The organism is Leeuwenhoekiella sp. A16 (assembly GCF_047946675.1).
Taxonomy (GTDB): Bacteria; Bacteroidota; Bacteroidia; order Flavobacteriales; family Flavobacteriaceae; genus Leeuwenhoekiella.
On sequence record NZ_CP172313.1, the window covers coordinates 823,219 to 843,890 of the forward strand.

Consider the following 20,672-nt stretch of genomic DNA (forward strand, 5'->3'; position numbering starts at 1 on the left):
ATGTATACCTTCACTCTTATCATTACGGGCATTTTAGGGGCAATAAGTACTTTTTATCTCAATAACATTCTAAAACTAGGCGCTGTACGATCGTCTGCTGGTTTATCGCTGGTAGTTGGGCTAATCTTTTATGTATTTCCCAATATCGCACCAGCTTTCTTGGCTAAAAATATTCCGATTGTTTTTATAGGAGCAACATTTATCGGTATGGTATCAAATGAGGTTATAGCTCATTATTTTCTGCTCGCTTTAGCCGGTGCTCTTTTTGCAATTATTTATGTGAACAGCAGCGCTTTTTTTAACGGTTACGGTGGTGCTTTAGGCACGACTGCCAGTATTACTGTTCTGGTAGCTGTGAGCCTGGCTGTAGTATCTCGCAACAAGCATATCGAGAAAATTAAGCGTAAAGTTAGGCGCCGTTAATGTGAAGCGCTGCTCTCAATCTCGCCTTCTTCTCGCGCTCCTAATCGCTCAACAAGTTTACCTACAGATAAGCCTTGTACAATTATAGAGAATATCACCACAACGTAAGTGATAACCAGAAAAAGATCCCGATGCATTTCTGTAGTGAGACTTAATGCAAGTGCAATAGAAATACCGCCTCGTAAACCTCCCCAGGTCATTATTAAATTTGTATTTGGTATGAAATTAAGTTTCTTTTTAAAGAAGTTTATAGGAAGCAAAAGCGAAATATACCTGCACAGTAAAACTAATGGTATTGCTAAAGCTCCTGCCAGAATATAATTAACGTCAAAAGAAAGCACAACCATCTCCATCCCTATCAATACAAAAAGAATGGTATTTAAGAGAATATCTAATAGTTCCCAAAACTTATCTACGTAGGTTTCTGTAATTTGAGACATTGTGGTAGCTCTTACCGTATCATTTCCTACCACGAGCCCCGCAGTAACCATAGCCAGCGGCGCAGACAAGTGCAGGTGATGCGCAATGACTGTCCCTCCCATTACTGCTGCCAGAGTAATAATAACTTCGGTATCATAATCATCTATAGATTTCATCATTCTATAAGTCACCCAACCTAAAAAAATACCCAAGGCAATACCGCCTATAACCTCAAGCCCAAAAAGCTCTAATATATCCAGCGGCTCTATATTACCAGTGCCAGAAGATGCGATCTTAAATATCGTAAGAAACACAACCACGCCCACACCATCATTAAATAAAGACTCGCCAACTATTTTTGTTTCGAGCTGTTTAGCTACGCGTGCCTTTTTTAGTATTCCTAAAACCGCAATAGGATCTGTAGGAGAAATAAGAGCACCAAAGAGAAGACAGTTTATATATTCTATATTCAGTCCCAGAAATTTAAGCGTAAAAAACATGGCTGTACCTACCAGAAATGTTGACACCAGCACACCTACCGTAGAGAATGCTAATACCGGCCAGCGTTGTACTTTTAACTGCTCAAAATTAGTATGTAACGCTCCTGCGAAAAGTAAAAAACTAAGCATAACGTCAAGCAGCACAGTTTCAAAATCTATCTGCCCAATAAGGTACTTTTCAGCATTTAGCAAGGTGTCATTAAAAAAACTTATACCCAGTACCACTAATGTAAAAAGCAAGGTTATGACCATTAGCCCTATGGCTGTAGGTAGTTTTAAAAAACGCACGTTGAGATAACCAAAACAGGCTGCCAGAAAAACCAGCACTGCTATTATAAAGAAATAATCCATCAGTAAACTTTGCTCCTAAAAATAGGATATAAAATTCACATCTGTATAGTAAAAAATAAAACCGCCCATCGATGTGGGCGGTTTCACTTATTAATGGCTAATTAATAGAAAAGAATTACATAAAAGTAATTGAGATAATTCTATAAGCAGACTCACAGGAGTAAATCAATATTGAATAGAATATTTGTTAAGGGGAGAGTTAATCTTTTTAAGGGGAGATGGTTATCTCTAATGAGCAACCTGTAATATGAAGTTAATTTCGCAAAATACAGGCAGATAACAAAATATTTAAGCTATTTTTTTATCTGCCTGATAAATATAGGTTTAACACTAGCTAGCGAGCTGACTTAAAATGTGCGTAAATAGCCATGGCGTGACCATGACCCAAATTATAACTGGTCTTTAACCACGTTGTTACTTCTGTAGCAGTTACACCTTCTTTCAACATTCCTTCTTTTGTAGCAACTTTAAAGGCTCAAAGCAATGGGTGAGAAAACCAAATTCTCAAACTGATGTATTAGCTGGCACCGTAATTATGTATGCCATCGCTCTTACCTCATCTGCGTTTATGCTATGGTTCTTTGGCAGATTTAACGGGCTGTCATTACATGGTATTATTGCAGAATCTATTGTACTGGGATTTCCTGCAGCTTTAGGAGCTTCCGCCGGAAGGCTACTTATTCAATCTTAAAACAAAAATGGCAAAAGAAAAAAAGAACTGGTTAGAATGGGTAGTCCTCTTTATCTCGGGCATACTCGTGGTTTTCACTTTAGGATATATAGTTTATGAAATAATCTTTGAAGAACAAACCTCACCAGATATTGTGGTCACATACGGAAAAGTAGAGCAGAAAACCGGCTACATTGCCCTCCCCATAACTGCCACAAATAAAGGTGCAGAAACCGCAGAAGATCTTCACATAGAAGTAACCACCGGCAACGGTGACAACAAAGAGCAAAGCAATTTATTATTTAACTATTTGCCCGGTAAATCTTCTGTTAAAGGCTGGGTTACCTTTAAAAATAATCCTGATCCTGCCCAATTTGAGATACATGTACTGGGTTATAGCATACCTTAAAAATCTGGCTATTTTGAGGAAAAATCGGTTTAATTCAACAAAAATCGACTTTTCACAACATTTAGCCACTCATATTAATTATCACATATTTTGTATATATTTAAAACAACTTACTATCAATCTTACACTTACATGACACGTTGTTTACTTTCTCTACTCCTTTGCAGCATTTTACTAATCTCCTGTAAAGAAGAAAAATCAACTAAAAAGGATGAAAAATCAAGCGAAATAGCCCAAAAATCAGAGACCCGTAAATGGGAAACTCTCTTTAACGGAACCGATTTAAATGGCTGGACCATGAAAATTGCGGGTTATGAGTTAGGTGAAAATTTTGGAAATACATTTAGAGTTTCAGACAGTATTCTTAGTATTCGCTATGGGGCTTATGGCAATAATTTTAATGAGCGTTTTGGTGCGCTTTATTACAAAGAAGCGTTTACTAATTATAGATTAAAAGTTGAATACAGATTTGTAGGTGAGACTGCTCCCGGTGGCCCGGAATGGGGCTATAGAGATAGCGGTGTGCAATATCAAAGTCAGCCACCGGCTACCATACAACTCGACCAGCAATTTCCCATTTGTTTAGAATATAACTTACTAGGAGGTAACGGTACAGATGAGCGACCTGTAGGCGACATTTGTGCAAACGGAATTCTTTTTCAAATTGACGGGCAGCAAAACACCACCTACTGCACCCCGCCCACTGTAGAAAGAACATTTCACGGTGATCAATGGGTAACGCTTGAAATTGATGTAAAAGACGGCGTTATTTCTCATTTTATAAATGGTGAAAAAATTCTCACTTATAACAATCCAGAATACGATCCTTCTAATGAGATCGCTAAAACACTGATCACAAACGGTGATCCGGCTGTAAAAAGCGGCTACATCTCACTACAATCTAACAGTCATCCTATTGATTTTAGAAAGATCGAGATCATGAGATATTAAAAAATTAACCAACTTAACTATACCACCACATGGAATCAAGACGCAATTTTCTAGAAAAGTTAACGGCTTCTGCCGTTGGTTTACCGCTTTTGTATAACTCGACCACGCTTTTTGCTGCAAACAATTTAAATACTCAGGGTCCCACTTTAAGAGTTGCAATTATGGGACTAGGAAGCTATGGCACCAGAGTGGCCGAAGCTATGCAGGATTGTACCAGAGCTAAACTTGTAGGAGTCATTAGCGGGACGCCATCTAAAATTAAAACATGGCAAACGAAATACGGCATTCCGGAAAAAAACTGCTACAACTATGAGAATTTTGATGCTATAAAAGACAATCCAGACATAGATGCTGTATATATTATAACGCCAAATGCTTTACATAAAGATGAAGCTATACGCGTAGCTAAAGCAGGAAAACATGTAATCTGCGAAAAGCCAATGGCCATAAATGCTGAAGAAGGTCAACAAATGGTAGATGCCTGTAAAGCCGCAAACGTAAAATTACTGGTAGGCTATCGTCTGCATTTTGAGCCGCGTACTCTTGAAGTAATTAAAATGAGAAAATCTGGGGAATTTGGCAAGATCATGTTCTTCCAGGGGCAAACCGGTTTTAAGATAGGTGATCCTACGCAATGGCGTCTTGATAAAGAACTTGCCGGCGGCGGTTCTATGATGGATATCGGCATATATTCTATTAATGGCGCAAGATATATGGTAGGTGAAGAACCTATTTGGGTAACTGCCCAAGAGACTAAAACAGATCCTGAAAAATTTAAAGAAGGCGTAGATGAGACGATTCAGTTTCAATTGGGTTTCCCAAGTGGCGCTGTCGCATCTTGCCTCTCTACCTATGCTTTTGGCAATCTGGACCGCTTTTATCTTGACGGTTTAGAAGGTTTCGCAGAAATGCAACCTTCAACAGGTTACGGCCCTATACAGGGACGCACGCACAAAGGTCCTTTAACAGCGCCCGTTGTTACTCACCAAACTATACAAATGGATGAAATGGCAGCGATTATTCTAGACGGAAAAGAACCTATGGTTCCTGTTGATGGTGAAGAAGGTGTACGTGATCTTAAAATCATAGACGCTATTTACAAAGCGACTCAAAATGGCTCAAAAATAGACTTAGAAGGGTAAAAATTAGGTAAAAACTCCCAATAATGGCTTCCAATTTAAAACTGATACTCAGTAGCTCAAAGAAGCTTGATTCACAAAAGCTAGAGTGAAAAAATATTTCATTACCTAACTTACCTACCTATAATTTTTTTGGTAACAAAATCATTAAAGAATGAATCCCTATACACATTACCAATAGGGATTTCATTTTCGCTTATAAAAACTGTATTGTTATCTACTGACGCTATATGCTTAACATTGATAATATATGATTTACTTACCCTGACAAATATATTTTTAGGCAACTGATCGTAGATTGTTTTAATGTTCATAGCTGTGATCACTTTTTGATCTTCAGTGTGTAATACCACGTAATCTTTTAACCCCGCTATAAAGTAAATATCATTAAAAAACATCTTGAATATTTTGCGATCAGCTCTTACAAAAAAGTAATCTTCGGTGATATTTTCTATATTATTACCCGTATTATCAGCCTGAAGCAATTGTAAATAACTGCTCGCCTTTATAACGCTCTTGTGAAAACGTTCTAGCTTTACAGGTTTGATCAGGTAATCTACCGCATCTACTTCATAACTGTCAATAGCAAATTCAGAAAATGCCGTTGTGAAAATTATAAGAGTATCTTTTGAGATAGTTTTTGCAAATTCGATTCCGTTTACACCGGGCATTTGCACATCGAGAAATATTAGATCTACTTCATTGTTTGCTATAAATTTAGTTGCAGAATCTGCACCACTAAAAGATCCCACTAATTTTAATTGAGTGGTTTGATCTATTAACATATGGATAGCTTCTCTTGCTAACGGTTCATCATCTACTATAATGCAGTTCATTATTTTTATAAATTAATGGTTAAGGTAACACAATATTTATCTTGCTCATCTTCAATCTTCAACACGTGCGCTGCAGGATAAAGTAATTCTAATCTTCTTTTAATATTAACCAGTCCCAGCCCACCTGTTGTATGTATCGCCTTAATCTCTGGTTTAGAATTAATACATTTAAAGAAAAGTTCATTATTGTGTACATTAAAAAAGAGATCTACATAAGACGCTTTAGAGGAATCATTGTTATGTTTTACCGCATTTTCTACAAACGAAATAAACAACAGAGGTGGCACCTGAACTCCGCTTAAATCTCCTTCTTTTGAGATCATAAAATCAAAGTTATCTCGTCTTACTTTTTCTAAATTTAGAAAATCTTCTAAAAAGTGTATGTCTGAAGTTAGCAACACCTTATCTCTAGAACTGTCATACAGCTGGTAGCGAAGCAAATCGCTTAATTTCATTAAAACCTGCGAAGCCTTTTCAGTATCTCTTTTAGTAAGAACATTTGCATTATTAAGCATATTGAAAAGAAAATGCGGATTGATCTGATTTTTTAATTGTTCAAGTTCTGCAGAAGTTTTTGAGCGCTCTAGTTCGCTTATTACTTGCGCATCTAACATCCATCGCTGAAATAATTTAATAGCTGCAGAGGCACAAATAATTACAATAATCACTAAAGAAAATGGCAAGAAACTTATATTACCTTTTTCAGGATTTAGCCTTACATCAGGCGTATAAATACTAAGTCCTATTTCATGAATTATAAGTGATATAACAATTATACCTAAAACAGATAATCCATATTTAAAATAGTGATTCTTGAGCAAAAATCTGGGAACCAAAAAATACATATTAGTATAAACTAATAGTAAAAACAGCATTAAAGCTATGATCTCGCTGTAGGTCTCAGTGGGTTCGGTATACTCAGGATCACTGTTGTAAATGGCCAGCCCGAAAAATACAATCATTACAAGGTGTCTGTACACCCTGTATTTTGAAGATGTTAAAAATTGAATTGCCCAATTTTCCTTTATAGATTCTTCTGTTAAAGTTTTATTCATTATTAAGATTGTGATCTAGCAAATGTAGAACTTAAAAGCAATCTCATTTTAGGTTTTATACAAACGTAGATCCCATTTATACAAAGACACCAGCGTTAACACCGGCCTCTTTCCCTATCAAATAAAGAACCTCTGGGCAACCCTAAGGTAAATTAAACGCTCTCGAAAAATTAAATACCGGTATGCTTTCTTGTCAAAATTTCCTTTGGTATAAAAATCATTCTGTTTGGTATAAATCAAAAAATCACAGTTAACCAAAGACATACATTGCGCAGAAATTGTAAAATTTAATAGATCGTATGAATTACAAAATCCTTTACCCCCTGCTGCTTTTAGCAATGTCATTTGCCGCTCATTCTCAGGAAAAAGTGACACTAAGCGGAACAATCACAGATGCTGAAAATAGCGAAACATTATTTGGAGTGAATATTTATATCCCAGAAATTAGTTCTGGCGTCACTACAAATGAATACGGTTTCTATTCAATTACTCTTCCTAAGGGAGACTACGATATCTCAGTAAGTTATTTGGGTTTTACTACTGTTGAAGAAACCATATCCCTCACAAAAAGTATACGTAAGGATTACATGCTCAACCCTGAAAGCAATAATCTTGATGAAGTCGTTATTACATCTAATAATCAAAAAGCTAATATTAGGAAACCAGAAATGAGTGTAAGCAACTTATCTATAAATACTATAAAAAAGATGCCTGCACTTATGGGTGAAGTAGATGTATTAAAATCTATTTTACAGGTTCCCGGAGTAACTAACGCACAAGAAGGTGCGTCAGGCTTTAATGTGCGAGGTGGCTCTGTAGATGGCAATCTCGTACTTTTAGATGAAGCCGTGGTTTATAATACCTCCCATCTATTTGGCTTTTTCTCAGTGTTCAATTCTGATGTCATTAAAAATTTGAAATTATATAAAGGAGGTATTCCGGCCAACTATGGCGGCAGAATATCATCTGTATTAGATATTTATCAAAAAGAGGGAAACAATAAAGAATTTCACGTAAACGGCGGTCTCGGTTTAATCTCCAGTCGATTGATGATCGAAGGCCCTATTGAAAAAGGTAAAAGTTCATTTGTAGTTGCCGGTAGAGGTTCATATGCTCATCTCTTTTTAAAATTAGCAGACGAGCCTAATTCAGTTTACTTCTATGATCTCAATGCTAAACTAAATTATAAAATAAATGAGAACAATAATATTTTCATTTCAGGTTATTTTGGCAGTGATTATATGAATTTTAATGATTTCCTTATAAACACGTATGGCAACAGCCTGCTTAATCTAAGGTGGAATCATATTTTTTCAGATAAACTTTTCTCTAATGCATCTGCCATATATAGTAATTACAATTATGGTTTGAAGATAAGACCAGCGGGAATCAATTGGGAATCAGACATTAAAAACTACAATTTTAAATATGATTTTAATCATTATGTCTCTAACAACTTCAAGCTAAAATATGGTCTCAACTCAATCTATTACCAGTTCAATCCGGGAACTTTAAAACCATTTGGTGAATCTTCAAGTATCAATCCTGATCAACTTGCTAAAAAATATGCCTTTGAAAATGCTCTTTACATTAGCGCAGAACATAAATTATCCAACAAATTAGCATTGAATTATGGTCTGCGATACAGCAATTTTTTACGATTAGGTGAAGAAGAGGTAAGCACTTATGCTAATAATGAAGCTGTTGTTTTTAATCAGGATTTACAGGTTTATGAAGAAGCTGCGCCTACAGGAACTGTAAGCTATGGTAAGAATAAAAAAATAGCAAGTTTTAGCAATCTGGAGCCCAGGCTTTCTCTGGCTTATTCTATAAATAATGATCAGTCTGTTAAACTGGGTTATAACAGAATGAGTCAATATGTTCAATTGATCTCTAATACTGCATCTGCAACCCCGTTAGATATATGGTCGCCCAGTGACCAGTACCTTAAGCCTCTTATTTCAGATCAGGTTGCTTTAGGATATTTTAGAAATTTTAGAGATGGTGATTATTCTCTTGAAACAGAAGCCTTCTATAAAACCACTAAAAACAAAGCCGATTATATTGACGGTGCAGATCTTGTTGCCAATGACAATATAGAACGCGTGCTTTTAACGGGAGAGGCACGTGCGTATGGTTTAGAAATAATGGCGAAAAAAAATACAGGCAAATTAACCGGATGGCTCTCCTACACACTTTCAAGAGCAGAACAACGAACTCCGGGCAGAAATGCATTTGAGCCGGGAATTAATAATGGCGAATGGTACAGAGCTAATTATGACAAGCTGCACAACTTATCAATCACAGGTGCTTATGAATTTAATAATAAATGGTCTTTTGGTGGAATTTTCACCTTTCAAAGCGGGAAAGCTGCCACATTTCCCATTGGCAAATATCAATACCAAGGCATGACAGTGGCTAATTACGGACCAAGAAATAAGAACTCATTATCCTCATATCATCACTTAGACCTATCTGCCACATACACGCCTAAACCAGAAAAAACAAAAGGATGGCAGAGTGAATGGGTATTCAGTATTTATAATATTTATGCCAGAAATAATGCGGCTTCTTACACATTTGGTCAAAATACAACCACGGGTTTAAGTGAAGCAAGAAGGTTATCAATCTTTGGTATCGTACCAAGTATAACTTTCAACTTTAAGTTTTAAGAGTATCTAAATCTAAAAAAATATATAATGAGAATAATTAGGAAAATTGCAGTGCTACTAATAGGACTATTGCTAACTGCCTGTGAAGATGTTATCGACGTTGATCTTGATACTGCTCCGCCCAGATTAGTTGTTGACGCATCTATTGATTGGCTAAAGAATACTTCGGGTAATGAACAGAAAATCATGTTATCTACCACTACGGCATATTACAGTACTGAATTCCCCAGTGTCTCAGGAGCAGATATTACAATAAATAATTCTAAAGGTTCTGTATTTGAGTTTATTGAAATTCCGGGTACGGGAGAATATGTCTGCACTAATTTTGAACCCGTTCTAGGTGAGGTGTACACTTTAACCATTCTTCAAAATGGAGAAAGGTACACCGCTTCAGAAGAACTAGTTGCCACATCACCCATTGAAGACACCATTGAGCAAAATAATACAGGAGGCTTTGGGGCTGATGAAATAGAGCTAACCTACTATTACAGAGATGACGGCACCAAAGTAAATTACTACTTATTTGGAATAAAAGATAGTCATATAATTTTTCCTCAATATTCAGTTGAAGATGATGAGAATAATCAAGGTAATCTTACTCCGGTCTATTACTCAAACAAAGATCTGGAGACAGGTGATCTCGTGAGTTTTAAATTATATGGAATCTCAAAAAGATATTACGAATATTTTAAAAAGGTATTAGTAGCATCAGGCAATGATGATGGTCCATTTCAAAGTACACCCACAGCCGTTAGGGGAAATATTATAAATGAATCGAATAGCGCTGATTACACCTTTGGCTACTTTAGATTGTCTGAAGTAGATAGCAAAGAATACAAAATACAAGACACAGATATATAATAATTTGATATTTAATTTTGATTTGGTTGATGAATGCTGGGTGTTGGTTCAAGCATCCTAGCATTTTCCAATTCAATCTGGCTAATTAATTTTATGAGTCAGTTATCTAATCTACTCCCATAAAACCTGTATTTCTCCTTATGTTTTTGCAAATAGAAACTTATCTGAAGATGAATGCACTATCAAATAATTTTAAGTTTAAAATCAAAATTGATTCAATTTACCAGAGGTTATGGATAAACTATGAGGTGCTACAATTATGTTCGGATTCTGAACTGAAGTTTGCCGAATCAAATGATGTTTTATCGATCACAAATTCCAATTTATCAAGTTTTGAAATTGAATCAATCCTAAAAGAGCATCTTATCGAGTTTGAAAAAATTTAAAATCCTTCTCAGATTAATGAAACAACAGGAAATTTATAAAATTGAAGTTTTCATAACTAATATTCAGAATGCATTAGAGAGCGCTAGTATTATTAAAGAACTACACGCAGAATATCCCGATCTAAGGGTAGATGTAGATCTGGAAGATGTAGATCGCGTATTACGTATTGAAGGTTATTTCGATTTAGATATAGTAATGAAGATTATAGCATCAAAAAAACATACTTGCGAGATAATGCTTTAACTAAACCGCTTAATTTTTAAAAAGATAAATAATACTAATTCTTTAAAATTAGCAAAATAAAAAAAGGCTCCACAGAAATGTGAAGCCTTTTACTTAGTAGCGGGAACTGGACTCGAACCAGTGACCTTCGGGTTATGAGCTTGAATCTTATGACACTCAAAACAACCCAAACTCCCTTATAATAAATTGTTTTAAAGATATTTAATGTTTTTTGAAACAGATTGAAATCATTCAAAATCAAATTATTCTGTACTTATTCTGTACTAGTTTTTACTATCTTTATAGTCTTCCAAAAAAATAGTTATGGCAAGTATCAAAATTGTATTGCGAAAAAATATGATAAAAAAGGATGGCACTATACCTTTGGCTATTAGAATAAGCGAGAATTACAAGACCAATTATAATTGGCTAGGCCAATATGTTTTTGAAAAAGATTGGGACAAAGTTGCCGGAAAAGCCAAGAGAACCCATCCGAATCATAAAAAGCTAAACAATTTTTTAATGAAGAAATTGACAGAAGCTAATGATCTATACTTTGATTCTAAAGATGAAAATATAACACCAAAACAAGCTAAACAAAAATTAAAAGGCCCTGGAGGCTCTAAATCATTTTTTTTAGTTGCTGCTGAACGCGTTAAAAGTAAATATGACCGGGGAACTTTCTCAGTAGCTAAATCTGAGCTTTCTATATTATATAATATTGAAGAGTTCTTAATGCTCAAATCCTCATCACCTAAAAAGACAGTGATTTCAAATATTAACCAAAGAAGAAAGGATAGAGTTAGCAAGTCTCGTAAGGGCGAATATTCTTTTGCGGAGGGCATTAGTCATTTCAAGAAAAATAAGACTTTAAAGTTTCGCGATATTGATCAGGCATTTTTAGAAAAATATAAAACTTTCTGTTCCGTTTATCTAAATCAGAAAACTCGCACTATTACAAATCAATTAATTTTTATAAGAACCCTTTTTAATATTGCTATTAAAGATGGAGTTGTTGCTCCCAAATTTTATCCATTTGCAGGAGAAAAAGAAAAAATACGGATTGGTTCTGGCAACAAAATCGGTCTTACGATTAAAGAAATTGAAAAAATAGAATCATTAGAATTTGAACCTCAATCATCAATCTGGCATACGCATAATGTATGGCTAATTGCTTTTTACTTTGCTGGCATACGCATCTCTGATGTGGTAAAATTAAAATGGTCTGATTTTAATGATAACAGGCTTTACTATGTTATGAATAAAAATGAAAAGCCTTTAAGTCTTAAGATTCCGGATAAAGCCATTACCATTTTAAATCATTACAGAAAGAACAAGGCAGAAAATAATGGTTATGTCTTTCCTTTTTTAAAAGATGCCAACTCTAGAGAAGATGAAGATATTTTTAGAAAAACGAGAAATGCCACAAAGTTGTTTAATAAATACTTGAAACGAATTGCCAGCCAATGTAGTATTGACAAGAATTTATCAAATCATATTGCCCGCCACAGTTTTGGAAATATTGCTGGAGATAAAATTCACCCTTTAATGTTGCAAAAACTGTATCGCCACAGCGATTTAAAGACTACTTTAAATTATCAAGCGAATTTTATCCATAAAGACGCTGATGATGCATTGGATAGTGTGATTAATTTTTAACTGTAATTGTGAATTATTAACTGATTTCCAATAATTCAAACATATTATAGTTTATAAAATATTTTGAAAATTACTGTACGTGGTTTAATAAACATGCGCTGGTCTTTCATCAGAAACTGTCTGAATGAATTGCTTGCTCTAAAGCGAATATCAAACAGGTTCTGTGCCTCAATTTTTAAACATCTAGAAGTTTTCTGATATATAGTTAACCGCTCAGGTGCCACTTTTCAAGTAAGGCGTACTTTTTTATCCGCATACTTGGATATATACGCTTATTGAAATTTGGTATTTAGCATTTTAAAAACTTATCTAGCTCTCAGGGGGTTGGCTTTTCCGTAATACTTTTTCCGTAACCAAAAGGAGACCCTTACTAATAAAATTAATGCCGGAACTTCAACTAGTGGACCAATTACTCCTGCAAAAGCCTGTCCCGAATTTAGTCCGAAAACTGCAATGGCAACTGCAATCGCCAATTCAAAATTATTGCCTGCTGCTGTAAATGCTACTGACGCTGTTTTATCATACTCAGCTCCTGTTGCTCTGGTAAAGAAAAAACCAATGATAAACATTAAGGTAAAATAAATCAATAAAGGCACTGCAATTATCAGAACGTCCATTGGGATTTCTACAATTAATTCTCCTTTAAGCGAAAACATAACCACGATTGTAAATAAAAGTGCAATTAACGTTATTGGCGAAATTGTTGTAATGAATGTATTGGTGTACCAATCTTCGCCTTTAAATTTTACTAAAATTAGTCTGCTTAAAATTCCCATCACAAAAGGAATACCTAAATAGATAGCCACACTCTCTGCAATGGTGCCGATTGAAATATCTACAATAGCACCTTCAAAACCAAAATAAGGTGGCAGAACAGTTATAAAAATCCAGGCATAAAAGCTGTAAGCAAAAACTTGAAAAATACTATTTAGCGCAACTAAACCTGCTCCATATTCGCTGCTTCCTTCTGCAAGGTCATTCCAAACCAAAACCATTGCGATACAACGCGCCAAACCAATCAGAATTAGCCCAACCATATATTCGGGATAATCCCGTAAAAAAGTAATAGCTAAAACAAACATTAAAACAGGGCCAATTATCCAATTTAGAATGAGTGAAATAGCAAGAATTTTTGTGTTTCTAAAAACCTTTGGTAATAATGAATAATTGACCTTTGCTAAAGGTGGATACATCATTAAAATCAAACCGATTGCAATTGGAATATTTGTTGTTCCGCTACTAAAGGCGTTAATAATATTTGGAAAAGTCGGTATAAAATACCCAAGACCAACGCCAAAAGCCATTGCAACAAAGATCCAAAGCGTTAGATTTCTATCAAGAAAGCTTAATTTTTTTGGTGCCATTTTTTAAGAATTGATTTGAGAGAAGACGTAAAATAGTTCGGTTGCAATCTGCAGACTTCTTTCCTTATATTTTTCGGCTTGTTGCGGGGTGTTGTCAAATGCTTTTGGATCTTCAAAGGTTATTGAGATTCGTTTTTCTGCACCTGCTATAAAAGGACAACCTCCATCAGCTTGTGAACAAGTCATAATTGCTGCAAATTCAGATTTTGGGTTAAAGTCATCATCTAACTTTTTTGAAAACCCAATTATGGGATGCTCGTTGTCAGCATATTTAATGCTGTAAACAGGATTTTCGTTTTTTGAAATCGCTTTTATTTGAAATCCTGAATTTTGTAATGTTTCAGCAACCATCGGGAAAAGTGCGGTTCTTTCTGTTCCTCCCGAATAGCAAAACACGTTTTTAATATGGAAGTAATTTGCCATTGTTTGAGCCCAAACTTGTGATAAATGACTTCTTCGTGAGTTATGCGTACAGATAAAGTTGATGCGAATTTCCCTATTTTGTGAGACTTTCGTCTGAATATAATCTGTTAGCGGTTGTAAAACAGCTTTCCGCTCGTCTGAAATAGTTTGAGGATTTAATCCTTTGATTACTTGTTCTATTTCTAAAAATAGGTCTGACTGTGTTGTCATAATTTTCTTGAATTTTTAAATTTGTTAGCAACAGTTTCCATCAGGTGAACAACAAGGTTGATCATTTAAGGTAGATAGTTTTACTTTTTGTTTTTCGACAGGAATACCACATTTGTCTTTAGCTAAACAATCAGTTTGTTTATTAGTCAATAAGAAGTGTTGCCCGTCAAAGTCAAGTCCGAATTTTCCAATGGTTTCGGCTTGATATTCTACTTCGATTTCTAAATCTGCTATTTTTAAAACAGTTTCAGAAAGTTCAATGATATTCAATAGTTTTTCGGGATGTAATCTGTGGTCGTAGTCCTTTGCTTCCCAAAGTTGAAAGTTTACAACATCCTCCTTTCTTTCAGTTCCGCCGCAATCGATAAAATGTTTTGTGATTTTACCTACTTCTGTAACGTGAAAGTGGCTGGGTATTAGTTCTCCGTTTGGTAATTGAAAACCTATGGTTTCTAATTTTTGTAATACTGACTTTGCCTGTGATAGTTTCATAATTCTATTTGTTTATTGCGATGATACGATTGATGCGTTCAAATTTTTTAACAGCAATCTTGCTTTTTGTTTAAGTCCTGATTAAGAAATTCAGTCATTACCGTTTTCATAACTGTCCAATTTTCTTTATGGATGCAGTAACAAACACTCGTACCTTCCACATTTCCTTTAATTAAACCTAAATGTTTCAGTTCTTTTAAATGTTGTGATATCGTTGGTTGAGCCAGTCCGATTTCGTTTACCAGGTCTCCGCAAACACAAGAGTCAATTTTAAACAAATGCTGTAAAATCGCTACTCTTGCAGGATGTCCGAATACTTTCGCAAAAAGAGAAATTTCATTTTGTTGGTCGGTAAACATTTCGGTTTTTGCTAATCCCATTATCTTACTATATTAATTCATTGCAATATTACGATTAATATTGGTATTTTATAAAAAAATTTGAATTTTAGTGTTTTGCGTAGATGAGACGGATCATGAGAACTACTAAAAACGGCAAAATTGAACCACCCTAAATTTCGTTGTCCTGGGTCGAAGGTCACTGTTTTTTTGGTTGTTTTGCTGAGATCATTTTTTCCGGCGAAGGTGGTATACAATGCCCGTTTCTTAAAACCAAACACCAATTTTAGAATTAGATAATTTATGAGTTAACTACTTTTAATTAAAAAAGTCCTCACATATAGATTACACTGATTCCAATATAATACAAACCAGTAAATCTGAAGATTCGAAAAAGTAATTACTACAAGATTCTACCTAATCTCTAACATTATATTTTGACCCTTTTCAAAGTTAATTCAATCAAATGTTGTCCGGATTGTTTACTTATTTAGATAGTCTTTAAAATTCGTCCCACATGTCCTTAAAAAATAAAATAAGAATGCATTAATTTAATCTGACTGTGAACTTATAAATGGTATTCTAGGAGCTAAATAATAGCCCGTTAAGCTTGCAAATAATATTGGGATTAGATGTCCAAAACCAGTTAAAGTAGCCAATAGAATTGTTGTACTCATTGGAGTCCTAGTAACGCAAGAATTGATTGCAGCCATGCAACTCACTATAGCTAGAGTTAAATTTATTGAGGGTATTAAATTATGTAAGATTAATCCTAAAGTTGTTCCTACAAAAAACAATGGAATTATGAATCCACCTCTCCATCCTGAAGTAACAGTTATTGAGATAGCTATAATTTTAAAAATTAACAATGAAATAAGCAACTTTAATGAAAAACCCCCTAATAAAAGCTCGTTGATTTCATGATGCCCAAAATAACGAGTTAGTGGAAAGTAGAATGCAATTATACCTAACAAAAAACCTCCAATTAAAGTTTTAAAATAAATAGGTATAGGTTTTTTATCAAAAACATATTTAAAAAATTTTGTACAAAAGATAAAAACCCATCCAAATAACGTTCCTATTAAAGCAAACAAAACTGCGTATGCGAAATCATATATTCCAGAATATTCATAAGCAGATAAATCCCATACTGGACCCAGTCCTAAATGAACAATTAGAGCAAATATTATATAACTAAAACAACTTGCTACTAATGCAGGCATTATAGCTTTGTAATATTCTACAGCATATTTATGATGAAGAATTTCCAAAGAGAATAAGCTTCCTCCCAAAGGTGCTCCAAAAAGCGCCGTAAAACCTGAGGCCATTCCAGCAATACTCATTGACCTTAATTCTTCCCCCTTGAGTCTAAAAATTTTACCAAATAAAGTTCCAGTAGAACCCGTTATTTGTACCAAAGGAGCTTCTGGACCTAAACTCCCTCCTGAAGCGACGCACAATAAAGACGAAAGAATCATAGAAGGATTGTTTTTTGAATCAAGCTTTCCTTTATTGAAACGAATATTATTTACTATTAAATGTATTTCTCCAGGATCTCCTATAAAATGAATTACTAAGCCAGCTAAAAAACCACAACAGGCCATTAATGGAATGACCTTCCAGTTATTGAAAAATGAAAGTTCATGGGTTAAAAACTCAAGAATAATCCAATAAACCCCAGCAATTATTCCTCCTATTATACCTAATAAGGCCCATAGTAAAAAAGTACGGCTAAAGACGAAAAGGTTAAATCGTATAGGCTGATCTAAAATACTTAAATAAGTAACTAGCCTTTTTCTTTTTTTGAATTTCACTCTATTTGGAATTTTATTTTAATTCTACCTATTAAATTTTAGTAGGTTTTTTAAAAAATTAGTTAACCTACTCTTTGACGGATACTTTCTATTATTTGTTAAATTATTGAAAAACAAAGCTGTAAAAAATAATACTAATGTACCTGTAAGAACAGGAGAGATTACATAGAAATAACCTAATGCTTTTATTTTTTCAGTTCCAATGATTGCAATTAAAGCCGTTGCCCCACCAGGAGGATGAAGTGTTTTAGTAGATTGCATTGCTATGATTGATAATGCGACTGCTAATGGGGCAGTAATCCAAACGATATCTGGTAAAATTTTAAAAATAGTTACCCCAATTATAGCGGAAACTAAATGCCCCCCTATTAAATTTCTAGGTTGAGCTAATGGACTTTGAATAGCTCCGTATACAAGTACACTTGAGGCACCAAAAGAACCAATCAAAAAAATATTTTCAAATTGACTAAAGAAATGAGATTGAAAAAATGCAATTATACCCATTCCAATAAAAGCGCCTATAAAAGACCAAAAATGTTCTTTGTAGTCTACTAATGTCTCTTTATAAATTACATATTTAGAAATTCTATAAGTTCTATTGATAAATTTTTTTTTAGGCATTTCAAAAAGTATTTATAGAATATTCAGTCCTTATATATTTATCTGATTAAATCAATCAGCAAATGTAAATAACATAGTTTTAATTTTAAGTGTATTTACTTTCTTAGATTTACTAAAACCTGATTAGACTTTTTTCTTGAATAAGTTTTTAGGTTAATACTAGAATCACTTTTAGCTATTTAGTTTTATTAAAATTCTCTGAGATTAGAAATAAACTTTTTTTAGAACTAAAGCTTTGAAGTTATTTTTTCTTTCGAAAAGGCCTTCACTACAGACAGGTTTTTTTGAAAGAAAAAATTTAGTTCTATTTTTAAATCAGCGCAGCAAAAGGTAAACTATAGCAAATGCTTGTGAAAGAAAAAGAATTAGGCTTAGAACTATCAGCCAATTCGGAATCGTCCGGGAATGCTTAATCATTCTCAATATTTCTTCTCGTTTTTCCTGTTGAGCAGTTTGATCAACTTCCAGTTTTCTAAGATGCTCCGCAATCAGCTTTTCTATCTGTGTGCTGTCGGCTTTGATAGCTGTACTCTTTAGATTTTTTTCAATCTTCTCTAAACGGTTGATTTCTTCCTTAAAGCTGTGTAATTCTTCAACGAGCAGTTCTGATAGGATTTCTAATTTGGTCATATTCCAATTCCTTTATTGATTACTAATTTCAGTACTTTTTTAGCAATTGCTTTAACCAGACTTGGTGCTATAGGAATAGTTCTTCCTCCAACTGCAACACTTTTTTGACGGGCTACTGATTTCAATAAATTACTGGCTGACATCGACCGGTGTACTTCGCTTCCTTTTAAACTTTGCCCTTTATATTCAAAACGGAAACCCTGAAGTTCTTTTGATTTATTGATGACCGGGATAACGGTGATTTTCTTTTCCTGCATTTGATTGATATACGTATCAATGTTTCTACTCTGTTTGTTACCTATTGTTTTCAAATGCGATTGGTGTATTTCATTCCGCATTTCTTTCAGATTATTAATTCGTATCTGTTGAATATCCTTTACCGTTTGAATTCCCAGTTCTTTTGCAGTTCGCTCAGCAGCCAACTGACTTTGTTTGCCTATAAAACTATCCTTATACGCTTTTCCATTTAGATCAATGCGATTTACGTAGAGATGCACGTGGGTATGCTCTTTATCCCGATGCACATACCCCACTGCCTGGCGCTCTTCTAATTTCATTTGCTGAATAAAGGTTTTGGTGAGTTCGCTCAGGTCTTTATTATTCATTTTGGCTCCGTCTTTAACTGTTGGGCTTAGAATAAAACTTAAGGTATTGCGCTCACAGTTTTGATTCAGGTGTTGTACCGCCTCAAACTCTCTGGTGATTTCTTCTGCAGTATCTCCAACAATTAGGTAACTGTATACCTGCTCAGCTTCTTTCTCCGAATTATTACCGTATCTCAAAGCTCCGAGTGTACTGGATATAGAACTTCCTTTGCCTATCATTGGATGATGTTTTTAAGGTGTTTCTTGATTTCTTCAGCCACCAGAACTACTTCCTGAGACAGTTTTGGATTCCCTTTTTTATACATATTTCCAATACGTTTAAAGTTATTGTGATACTTCACCAGCATTTTATAGGTGTTGATATGCTCTTCGCTCATCCGCGCAGTAATCTGTTGTTCCATAAGGCTATTTCGGCAAAAAGCACTCAGGCTTGAGCCTGCAGCTTTTGCTTTTACCTGCAACAGTTTTTTCTCATATACGCTGCATCTGAATTTGATAAGTGCTCGTTTCATCGTTTGTATTTTTTCTTTGCAACCACCGGGAGCAAAGCAAGATTGTGGCCACAGCCACACATCTTGCCCTGCTCTCCAGAAATCATTTTAAATCTTTTTCATCAGCCAGGAATTAAGGTCTTTTTCATCAGAATAGAACTCAGATTTATCAATGCATTTTGAAGTTGAATTCAAGAAGAAAGCTGTGGTTTTTCTTCCGGCCTCATCCCGATCCAAATAGAGCTCTATCGTTTCATAATTATCTAAAATGGGAAGTGCTTTATCTGCAAAAACAATGGAGTTTAAAATCAAAAAGTCAGCTTCTCGTTTTAAATTTGGATAGATTGTTATCAGTGATAATAGATCAAACATTCCTTCCAGAACCATCAAATTCTGGGATTCATTTTGGATCCAAGTCAGATCTTTAGGTGAGCTTGAAGACTTGAAATATTTGTTTCTAAGTTCCCATCCTTCAGAATTGTTTTTGAGTCCAATGGAAAAACAATATTTATTACCAATAGTATAATGAACCTCCCTGCAAAAGGTATTAACTATAGTCAGGCTGATTTTTCGTTTAGTCAAATACTGTAATAAAGCTGGATGTTGAATGAATTTTACATCTTTGATTTCAATTCCAGATTCCTTTAAATTAGAACGTTGCTGTTTTGAAAGATCGTAATTCACTGTTTTAAGTTGAGCTAAAATTTCTAGAGCCTGACTCACCGATACTTTTGAAAGCTCACAAATGAGATCTATGATGTTCCCGCCAATCCCCAATCCGTGATCGTACCAGCAGTTTAGTTTTTTGGAAACTTTAAAGGATGCTTGGGTTTCTGACCGGAGGGGACTTAGAAACCAAGCTTCCTTTTCCGAATTGCGAGTGGGAAGGTGTCCTAAAAATTCCAGCGCCTTTTCGATGGGAATTTTTCGGGCATTTTCACACGATAGTTTTTCTTTTTTCATCTGTAAATAGTTTAAAAATCCCAAAACATCCTACCATCTTACCCATCCCAGTAAACACGGGACTTAATGATCTGGGTAGGTTCTTTTTTCATCCTACCCATCCTACCACACATTTGGGGTAAGATGGGTAGGACTGTGGTAAGATGACTTCTTAAGATCCTACCAC

Annotated in this window: 21 protein-coding genes and 2 pseudogenes; 9 read left to right on the plus strand and 14 right to left on the minus strand. The window is 34.7% G+C overall.

Going from position 1 to position 20,672, the window contains the following annotated elements:
- Positions 1–423, plus strand: a complete 423-nt coding sequence (locus tag ACH3O9_RS03565) for a hypothetical protein (RefSeq protein WP_416444468.1) — start codon at positions 1–3, stop codon at positions 421–423.
- Here the strand turns inward: ACH3O9_RS03565 and ACH3O9_RS03570 are convergent.
- Positions 420–1,694 (minus strand): cation:proton antiporter, encoded by a 1,275-nt coding sequence (locus ACH3O9_RS03570; protein ID WP_416444470.1) that lies wholly within the window; start codon positions 1,692–1,694, stop codon positions 420–422. The genes ACH3O9_RS03565 and ACH3O9_RS03570 overlap by 4 nt on opposite strands.
- Before the next feature lie 334 nt (positions 1,695–2,028).
- Positions 2,029–2,151: pseudogene (locus ACH3O9_RS03575) on the minus strand (DUF4287 domain-containing protein); the annotation flags it as partial.
- Positions 2,152–2,157: 6 nt separating this feature from the next.
- Between ACH3O9_RS03575 and ACH3O9_RS03580 the strand changes: the two are divergent.
- From ACH3O9_RS03580 to ACH3O9_RS03595, 4 genes and pseudogenes are all read left to right on the plus strand, one after another.
- Positions 2,158–2,385: pseudogene (locus ACH3O9_RS03580) on the plus strand (DUF2391 family protein); the annotation flags it as partial.
- 7 nt (positions 2,386–2,392) lie between these two features.
- Positions 2,393–2,773, plus strand: a complete 381-nt coding sequence (locus ACH3O9_RS03585; protein WP_416444471.1) for a hypothetical protein — start codon at positions 2,393–2,395, stop codon at positions 2,771–2,773.
- Between the two features lie 132 nt (positions 2,774–2,905).
- A complete protein-coding gene (locus ACH3O9_RS03590) occupies positions 2,906–3,724 on the plus strand; it encodes a 3-keto-disaccharide hydrolase (protein WP_416444473.1) in 819 nt (272 codons plus the stop codon).
- A 29-nt stretch (positions 3,725–3,753) separates the two neighbouring features.
- On the plus strand, positions 3,754–4,866 hold the full coding sequence (locus ACH3O9_RS03595) for a Gfo/Idh/MocA family protein (RefSeq protein WP_416444475.1): 1,113 nt from the start codon (positions 3,754–3,756) through the stop codon (positions 4,864–4,866).
- Positions 4,867–4,976: 110 nt separating this feature from the next.
- Here the strand turns inward: ACH3O9_RS03595 and ACH3O9_RS03600 are convergent, their stop codons facing one another.
- Both ACH3O9_RS03600 and ACH3O9_RS03605 read right to left on the minus strand, forming a co-directional pair.
- A complete protein-coding gene (locus tag ACH3O9_RS03600; protein ID WP_416444477.1) occupies positions 4,977–5,699 on the minus strand; it encodes a LytR/AlgR family response regulator transcription factor in 723 nt (240 codons plus the stop codon).
- 5 nt (positions 5,700–5,704) lie between these two features.
- Positions 5,705–6,754, minus strand: coding sequence for a sensor histidine kinase (locus tag ACH3O9_RS03605; RefSeq protein WP_416444479.1), 1,050 nt, complete (start codon positions 6,752–6,754; stop codon positions 5,705–5,707).
- Between the two features lie 299 nt (positions 6,755–7,053).
- Between ACH3O9_RS03605 and ACH3O9_RS03610 the strand changes: the two genes are divergently transcribed.
- The 4 genes from ACH3O9_RS03610 (at position 7,054) to ACH3O9_RS03625 (ending at position 12,555) form a co-directional block, all read left to right on the plus strand.
- The gene (locus ACH3O9_RS03610) at positions 7,054–9,426 is read left to right on the plus strand and encodes a TonB-dependent receptor (RefSeq protein ID WP_416444481.1); all 2,373 of its coding nucleotides are present in this window, start codon (positions 7,054–7,056) and stop codon (positions 9,424–9,426) included.
- A gap of 27 nt (positions 9,427–9,453) precedes the next feature.
- Positions 9,454–10,287: a DUF4249 domain-containing protein gene (locus ACH3O9_RS03615; protein ID WP_416444483.1), complete on the plus strand. Its 834-nt coding sequence runs from the start codon at positions 9,454–9,456 to the stop codon at positions 10,285–10,287.
- 402 nt (positions 10,288–10,689) lie between these two features.
- Positions 10,690–10,917 (plus strand): hypothetical protein, encoded by a 228-nt coding sequence (locus ACH3O9_RS03620; RefSeq protein WP_416444485.1) that lies wholly within the window; start codon positions 10,690–10,692, stop codon positions 10,915–10,917.
- Positions 10,918–11,220: 303 nt separating this feature from the next.
- Positions 11,221–12,555: a tyrosine-type recombinase/integrase gene (locus ACH3O9_RS03625; protein ID WP_416444487.1), complete on the plus strand. Its 1,335-nt coding sequence runs from the start codon at positions 11,221–11,223 to the stop codon at positions 12,553–12,555.
- Positions 12,556–12,860: 305 nt separating this feature from the next.
- Here ACH3O9_RS03625 and arsB read toward each other — a convergent pair whose 3' ends face one another.
- The 10 genes from arsB to ACH3O9_RS03675 all read right to left on the minus strand — a co-directional run bounded on the left by arsB (position 12,861) and on the right by ACH3O9_RS03675 (position 20,506).
- The gene (gene arsB / locus ACH3O9_RS03630; protein WP_416444489.1) at positions 12,861–13,919 is read right to left on the minus strand and encodes an ACR3 family arsenite efflux transporter; all 1,059 of its coding nucleotides are present in this window, start codon (positions 13,917–13,919) and stop codon (positions 12,861–12,863) included.
- 3 nt (positions 13,920–13,922) lie between these two features.
- Positions 13,923–14,552, minus strand: coding sequence for a low molecular weight phosphatase family protein (locus tag ACH3O9_RS03635; RefSeq protein ID WP_416444491.1), 630 nt, complete (start codon positions 14,550–14,552; stop codon positions 13,923–13,925).
- Positions 14,553–14,576: 24 nt separating this feature from the next.
- Positions 14,577–15,044: a DUF6428 family protein gene (locus tag ACH3O9_RS03640; protein WP_416444493.1), complete on the minus strand. Its 468-nt coding sequence runs from the start codon at positions 15,042–15,044 to the stop codon at positions 14,577–14,579.
- A 47-nt stretch (positions 15,045–15,091) separates the two neighbouring features.
- Positions 15,092–15,424, minus strand: a complete 333-nt coding sequence (locus tag ACH3O9_RS03645; RefSeq protein ID WP_416444495.1) for an ArsR/SmtB family transcription factor — start codon at positions 15,422–15,424, stop codon at positions 15,092–15,094.
- A 509-nt stretch (positions 15,425–15,933) separates the two neighbouring features.
- Positions 15,934–17,196 carry a chloride channel protein gene (locus ACH3O9_RS03650; protein WP_416444497.1) on the minus strand — a complete coding sequence of 421 codons (1,263 nt, stop codon included), beginning with the start codon at positions 17,194–17,196 and terminating at the stop codon, positions 15,934–15,936.
- Between the two features lie 24 nt (positions 17,197–17,220).
- Positions 17,221–17,817: an HPP family protein gene (locus ACH3O9_RS03655; protein WP_416444499.1), complete on the minus strand. Its 597-nt coding sequence runs from the start codon at positions 17,815–17,817 to the stop codon at positions 17,221–17,223.
- A gap of 315 nt (positions 17,818–18,132) precedes the next feature.
- On the minus strand, positions 18,133–18,447 hold the full coding sequence (locus tag ACH3O9_RS03660; RefSeq protein ID WP_416444501.1) for a DUF6730 family protein: 315 nt from the start codon (positions 18,445–18,447) through the stop codon (positions 18,133–18,135).
- On the minus strand, positions 18,444–19,271 hold the full coding sequence (locus tag ACH3O9_RS03665; RefSeq protein ID WP_416444503.1) for a relaxase/mobilization nuclease domain-containing protein: 828 nt from the start codon (positions 19,269–19,271) through the stop codon (positions 18,444–18,446). The genes ACH3O9_RS03660 and ACH3O9_RS03665 overlap by 4 nt, the downstream gene beginning before the upstream one ends.
- Positions 19,268–19,564: a mobilization protein MbpA gene (gene mbpA, locus ACH3O9_RS03670; protein WP_416444505.1), complete on the minus strand. Its 297-nt coding sequence runs from the start codon at positions 19,562–19,564 to the stop codon at positions 19,268–19,270. The genes ACH3O9_RS03665 and mbpA overlap by 4 nt, the downstream gene beginning before the upstream one ends.
- An 87-nt stretch (positions 19,565–19,651) precedes the next feature.
- A complete protein-coding gene (locus tag ACH3O9_RS03675; RefSeq protein WP_416444507.1) occupies positions 19,652–20,506 on the minus strand; it encodes a toprim domain-containing protein in 855 nt (284 codons plus the stop codon).
- Positions 20,507–20,672 lie beyond the last annotated feature (166 nt).

What these genes read in the sequence shown, in the direction of transcription:
- ACH3O9_RS03565 (WP_416444468.1), top strand. Translation starts at nt 1, where the DNA reads ATGTATACCTTCACTCTTATCATTACGGGCATTTTAGGGGCAATAAGT.
- ACH3O9_RS03570 (WP_416444470.1), bottom strand. Translation starts at nt 1,694, where the DNA reads ATGGATTATTTCTTTATAATAGCAGTGCTGGTTTTTCTGGCAGCCTGT.
- ACH3O9_RS03585 (WP_416444471.1), top strand. Translation starts at nt 2,393, where the DNA reads ATGGCAAAAGAAAAAAAGAACTGGTTAGAATGGGTAGTCCTCTTTATC.
- ACH3O9_RS03590 (WP_416444473.1), top strand. Translation starts at nt 2,906, where the DNA reads ATGACACGTTGTTTACTTTCTCTACTCCTTTGCAGCATTTTACTAATC.
- ACH3O9_RS03595 (WP_416444475.1), top strand. Translation starts at nt 3,754, where the DNA reads ATGGAATCAAGACGCAATTTTCTAGAAAAGTTAACGGCTTCTGCCGTT.
- ACH3O9_RS03600 (WP_416444477.1), bottom strand. Translation starts at nt 5,699, where the DNA reads ATGAACTGCATTATAGTAGATGATGAACCGTTAGCAAGAGAAGCTATC.
- ACH3O9_RS03605 (WP_416444479.1), bottom strand. Translation starts at nt 6,754, where the DNA reads ATGAATAAAACTTTAACAGAAGAATCTATAAAGGAAAATTGGGCAATT.
- ACH3O9_RS03610 (WP_416444481.1), top strand. Translation starts at nt 7,054, where the DNA reads ATGAATTACAAAATCCTTTACCCCCTGCTGCTTTTAGCAATGTCATTT.
- ACH3O9_RS03615 (WP_416444483.1), top strand. Translation starts at nt 9,454, where the DNA reads ATGAGAATAATTAGGAAAATTGCAGTGCTACTAATAGGACTATTGCTA.
- ACH3O9_RS03620 (WP_416444485.1), top strand. Translation starts at nt 10,690, where the DNA reads ATGAAACAACAGGAAATTTATAAAATTGAAGTTTTCATAACTAATATT.
- ACH3O9_RS03625 (WP_416444487.1), top strand. Translation starts at nt 11,221, where the DNA reads ATGGCAAGTATCAAAATTGTATTGCGAAAAAATATGATAAAAAAGGAT.
- arsB (WP_416444489.1), bottom strand. Translation starts at nt 13,919, where the DNA reads ATGGCACCAAAAAAATTAAGCTTTCTTGATAGAAATCTAACGCTTTGG.
- ACH3O9_RS03635 (WP_416444491.1), bottom strand. Translation starts at nt 14,552, where the DNA reads ATGACAACACAGTCAGACCTATTTTTAGAAATAGAACAAGTAATCAAA.
- ACH3O9_RS03640 (WP_416444493.1), bottom strand. Translation starts at nt 15,044, where the DNA reads ATGAAACTATCACAGGCAAAGTCAGTATTACAAAAATTAGAAACCATA.
- ACH3O9_RS03645 (WP_416444495.1), bottom strand. Translation starts at nt 15,424, where the DNA reads ATGGGATTAGCAAAAACCGAAATGTTTACCGACCAACAAAATGAAATT.
- ACH3O9_RS03655 (WP_416444499.1), bottom strand. Translation starts at nt 17,817, where the DNA reads ATGCCTAAAAAAAAATTTATCAATAGAACTTATAGAATTTCTAAATAT.
- ACH3O9_RS03660 (WP_416444501.1), bottom strand. Translation starts at nt 18,447, where the DNA reads ATGACCAAATTAGAAATCCTATCAGAACTGCTCGTTGAAGAATTACAC.
- ACH3O9_RS03665 (WP_416444503.1), bottom strand. Translation starts at nt 19,271, where the DNA reads ATGATAGGCAAAGGAAGTTCTATATCCAGTACACTCGGAGCTTTGAGA.
- mbpA (WP_416444505.1), bottom strand. Translation starts at nt 19,564, where the DNA reads ATGAAACGAGCACTTATCAAATTCAGATGCAGCGTATATGAGAAAAAA.
- ACH3O9_RS03675 (WP_416444507.1), bottom strand. Translation starts at nt 20,506, where the DNA reads ATGAAAAAAGAAAAACTATCGTGTGAAAATGCCCGAAAAATTCCCATC.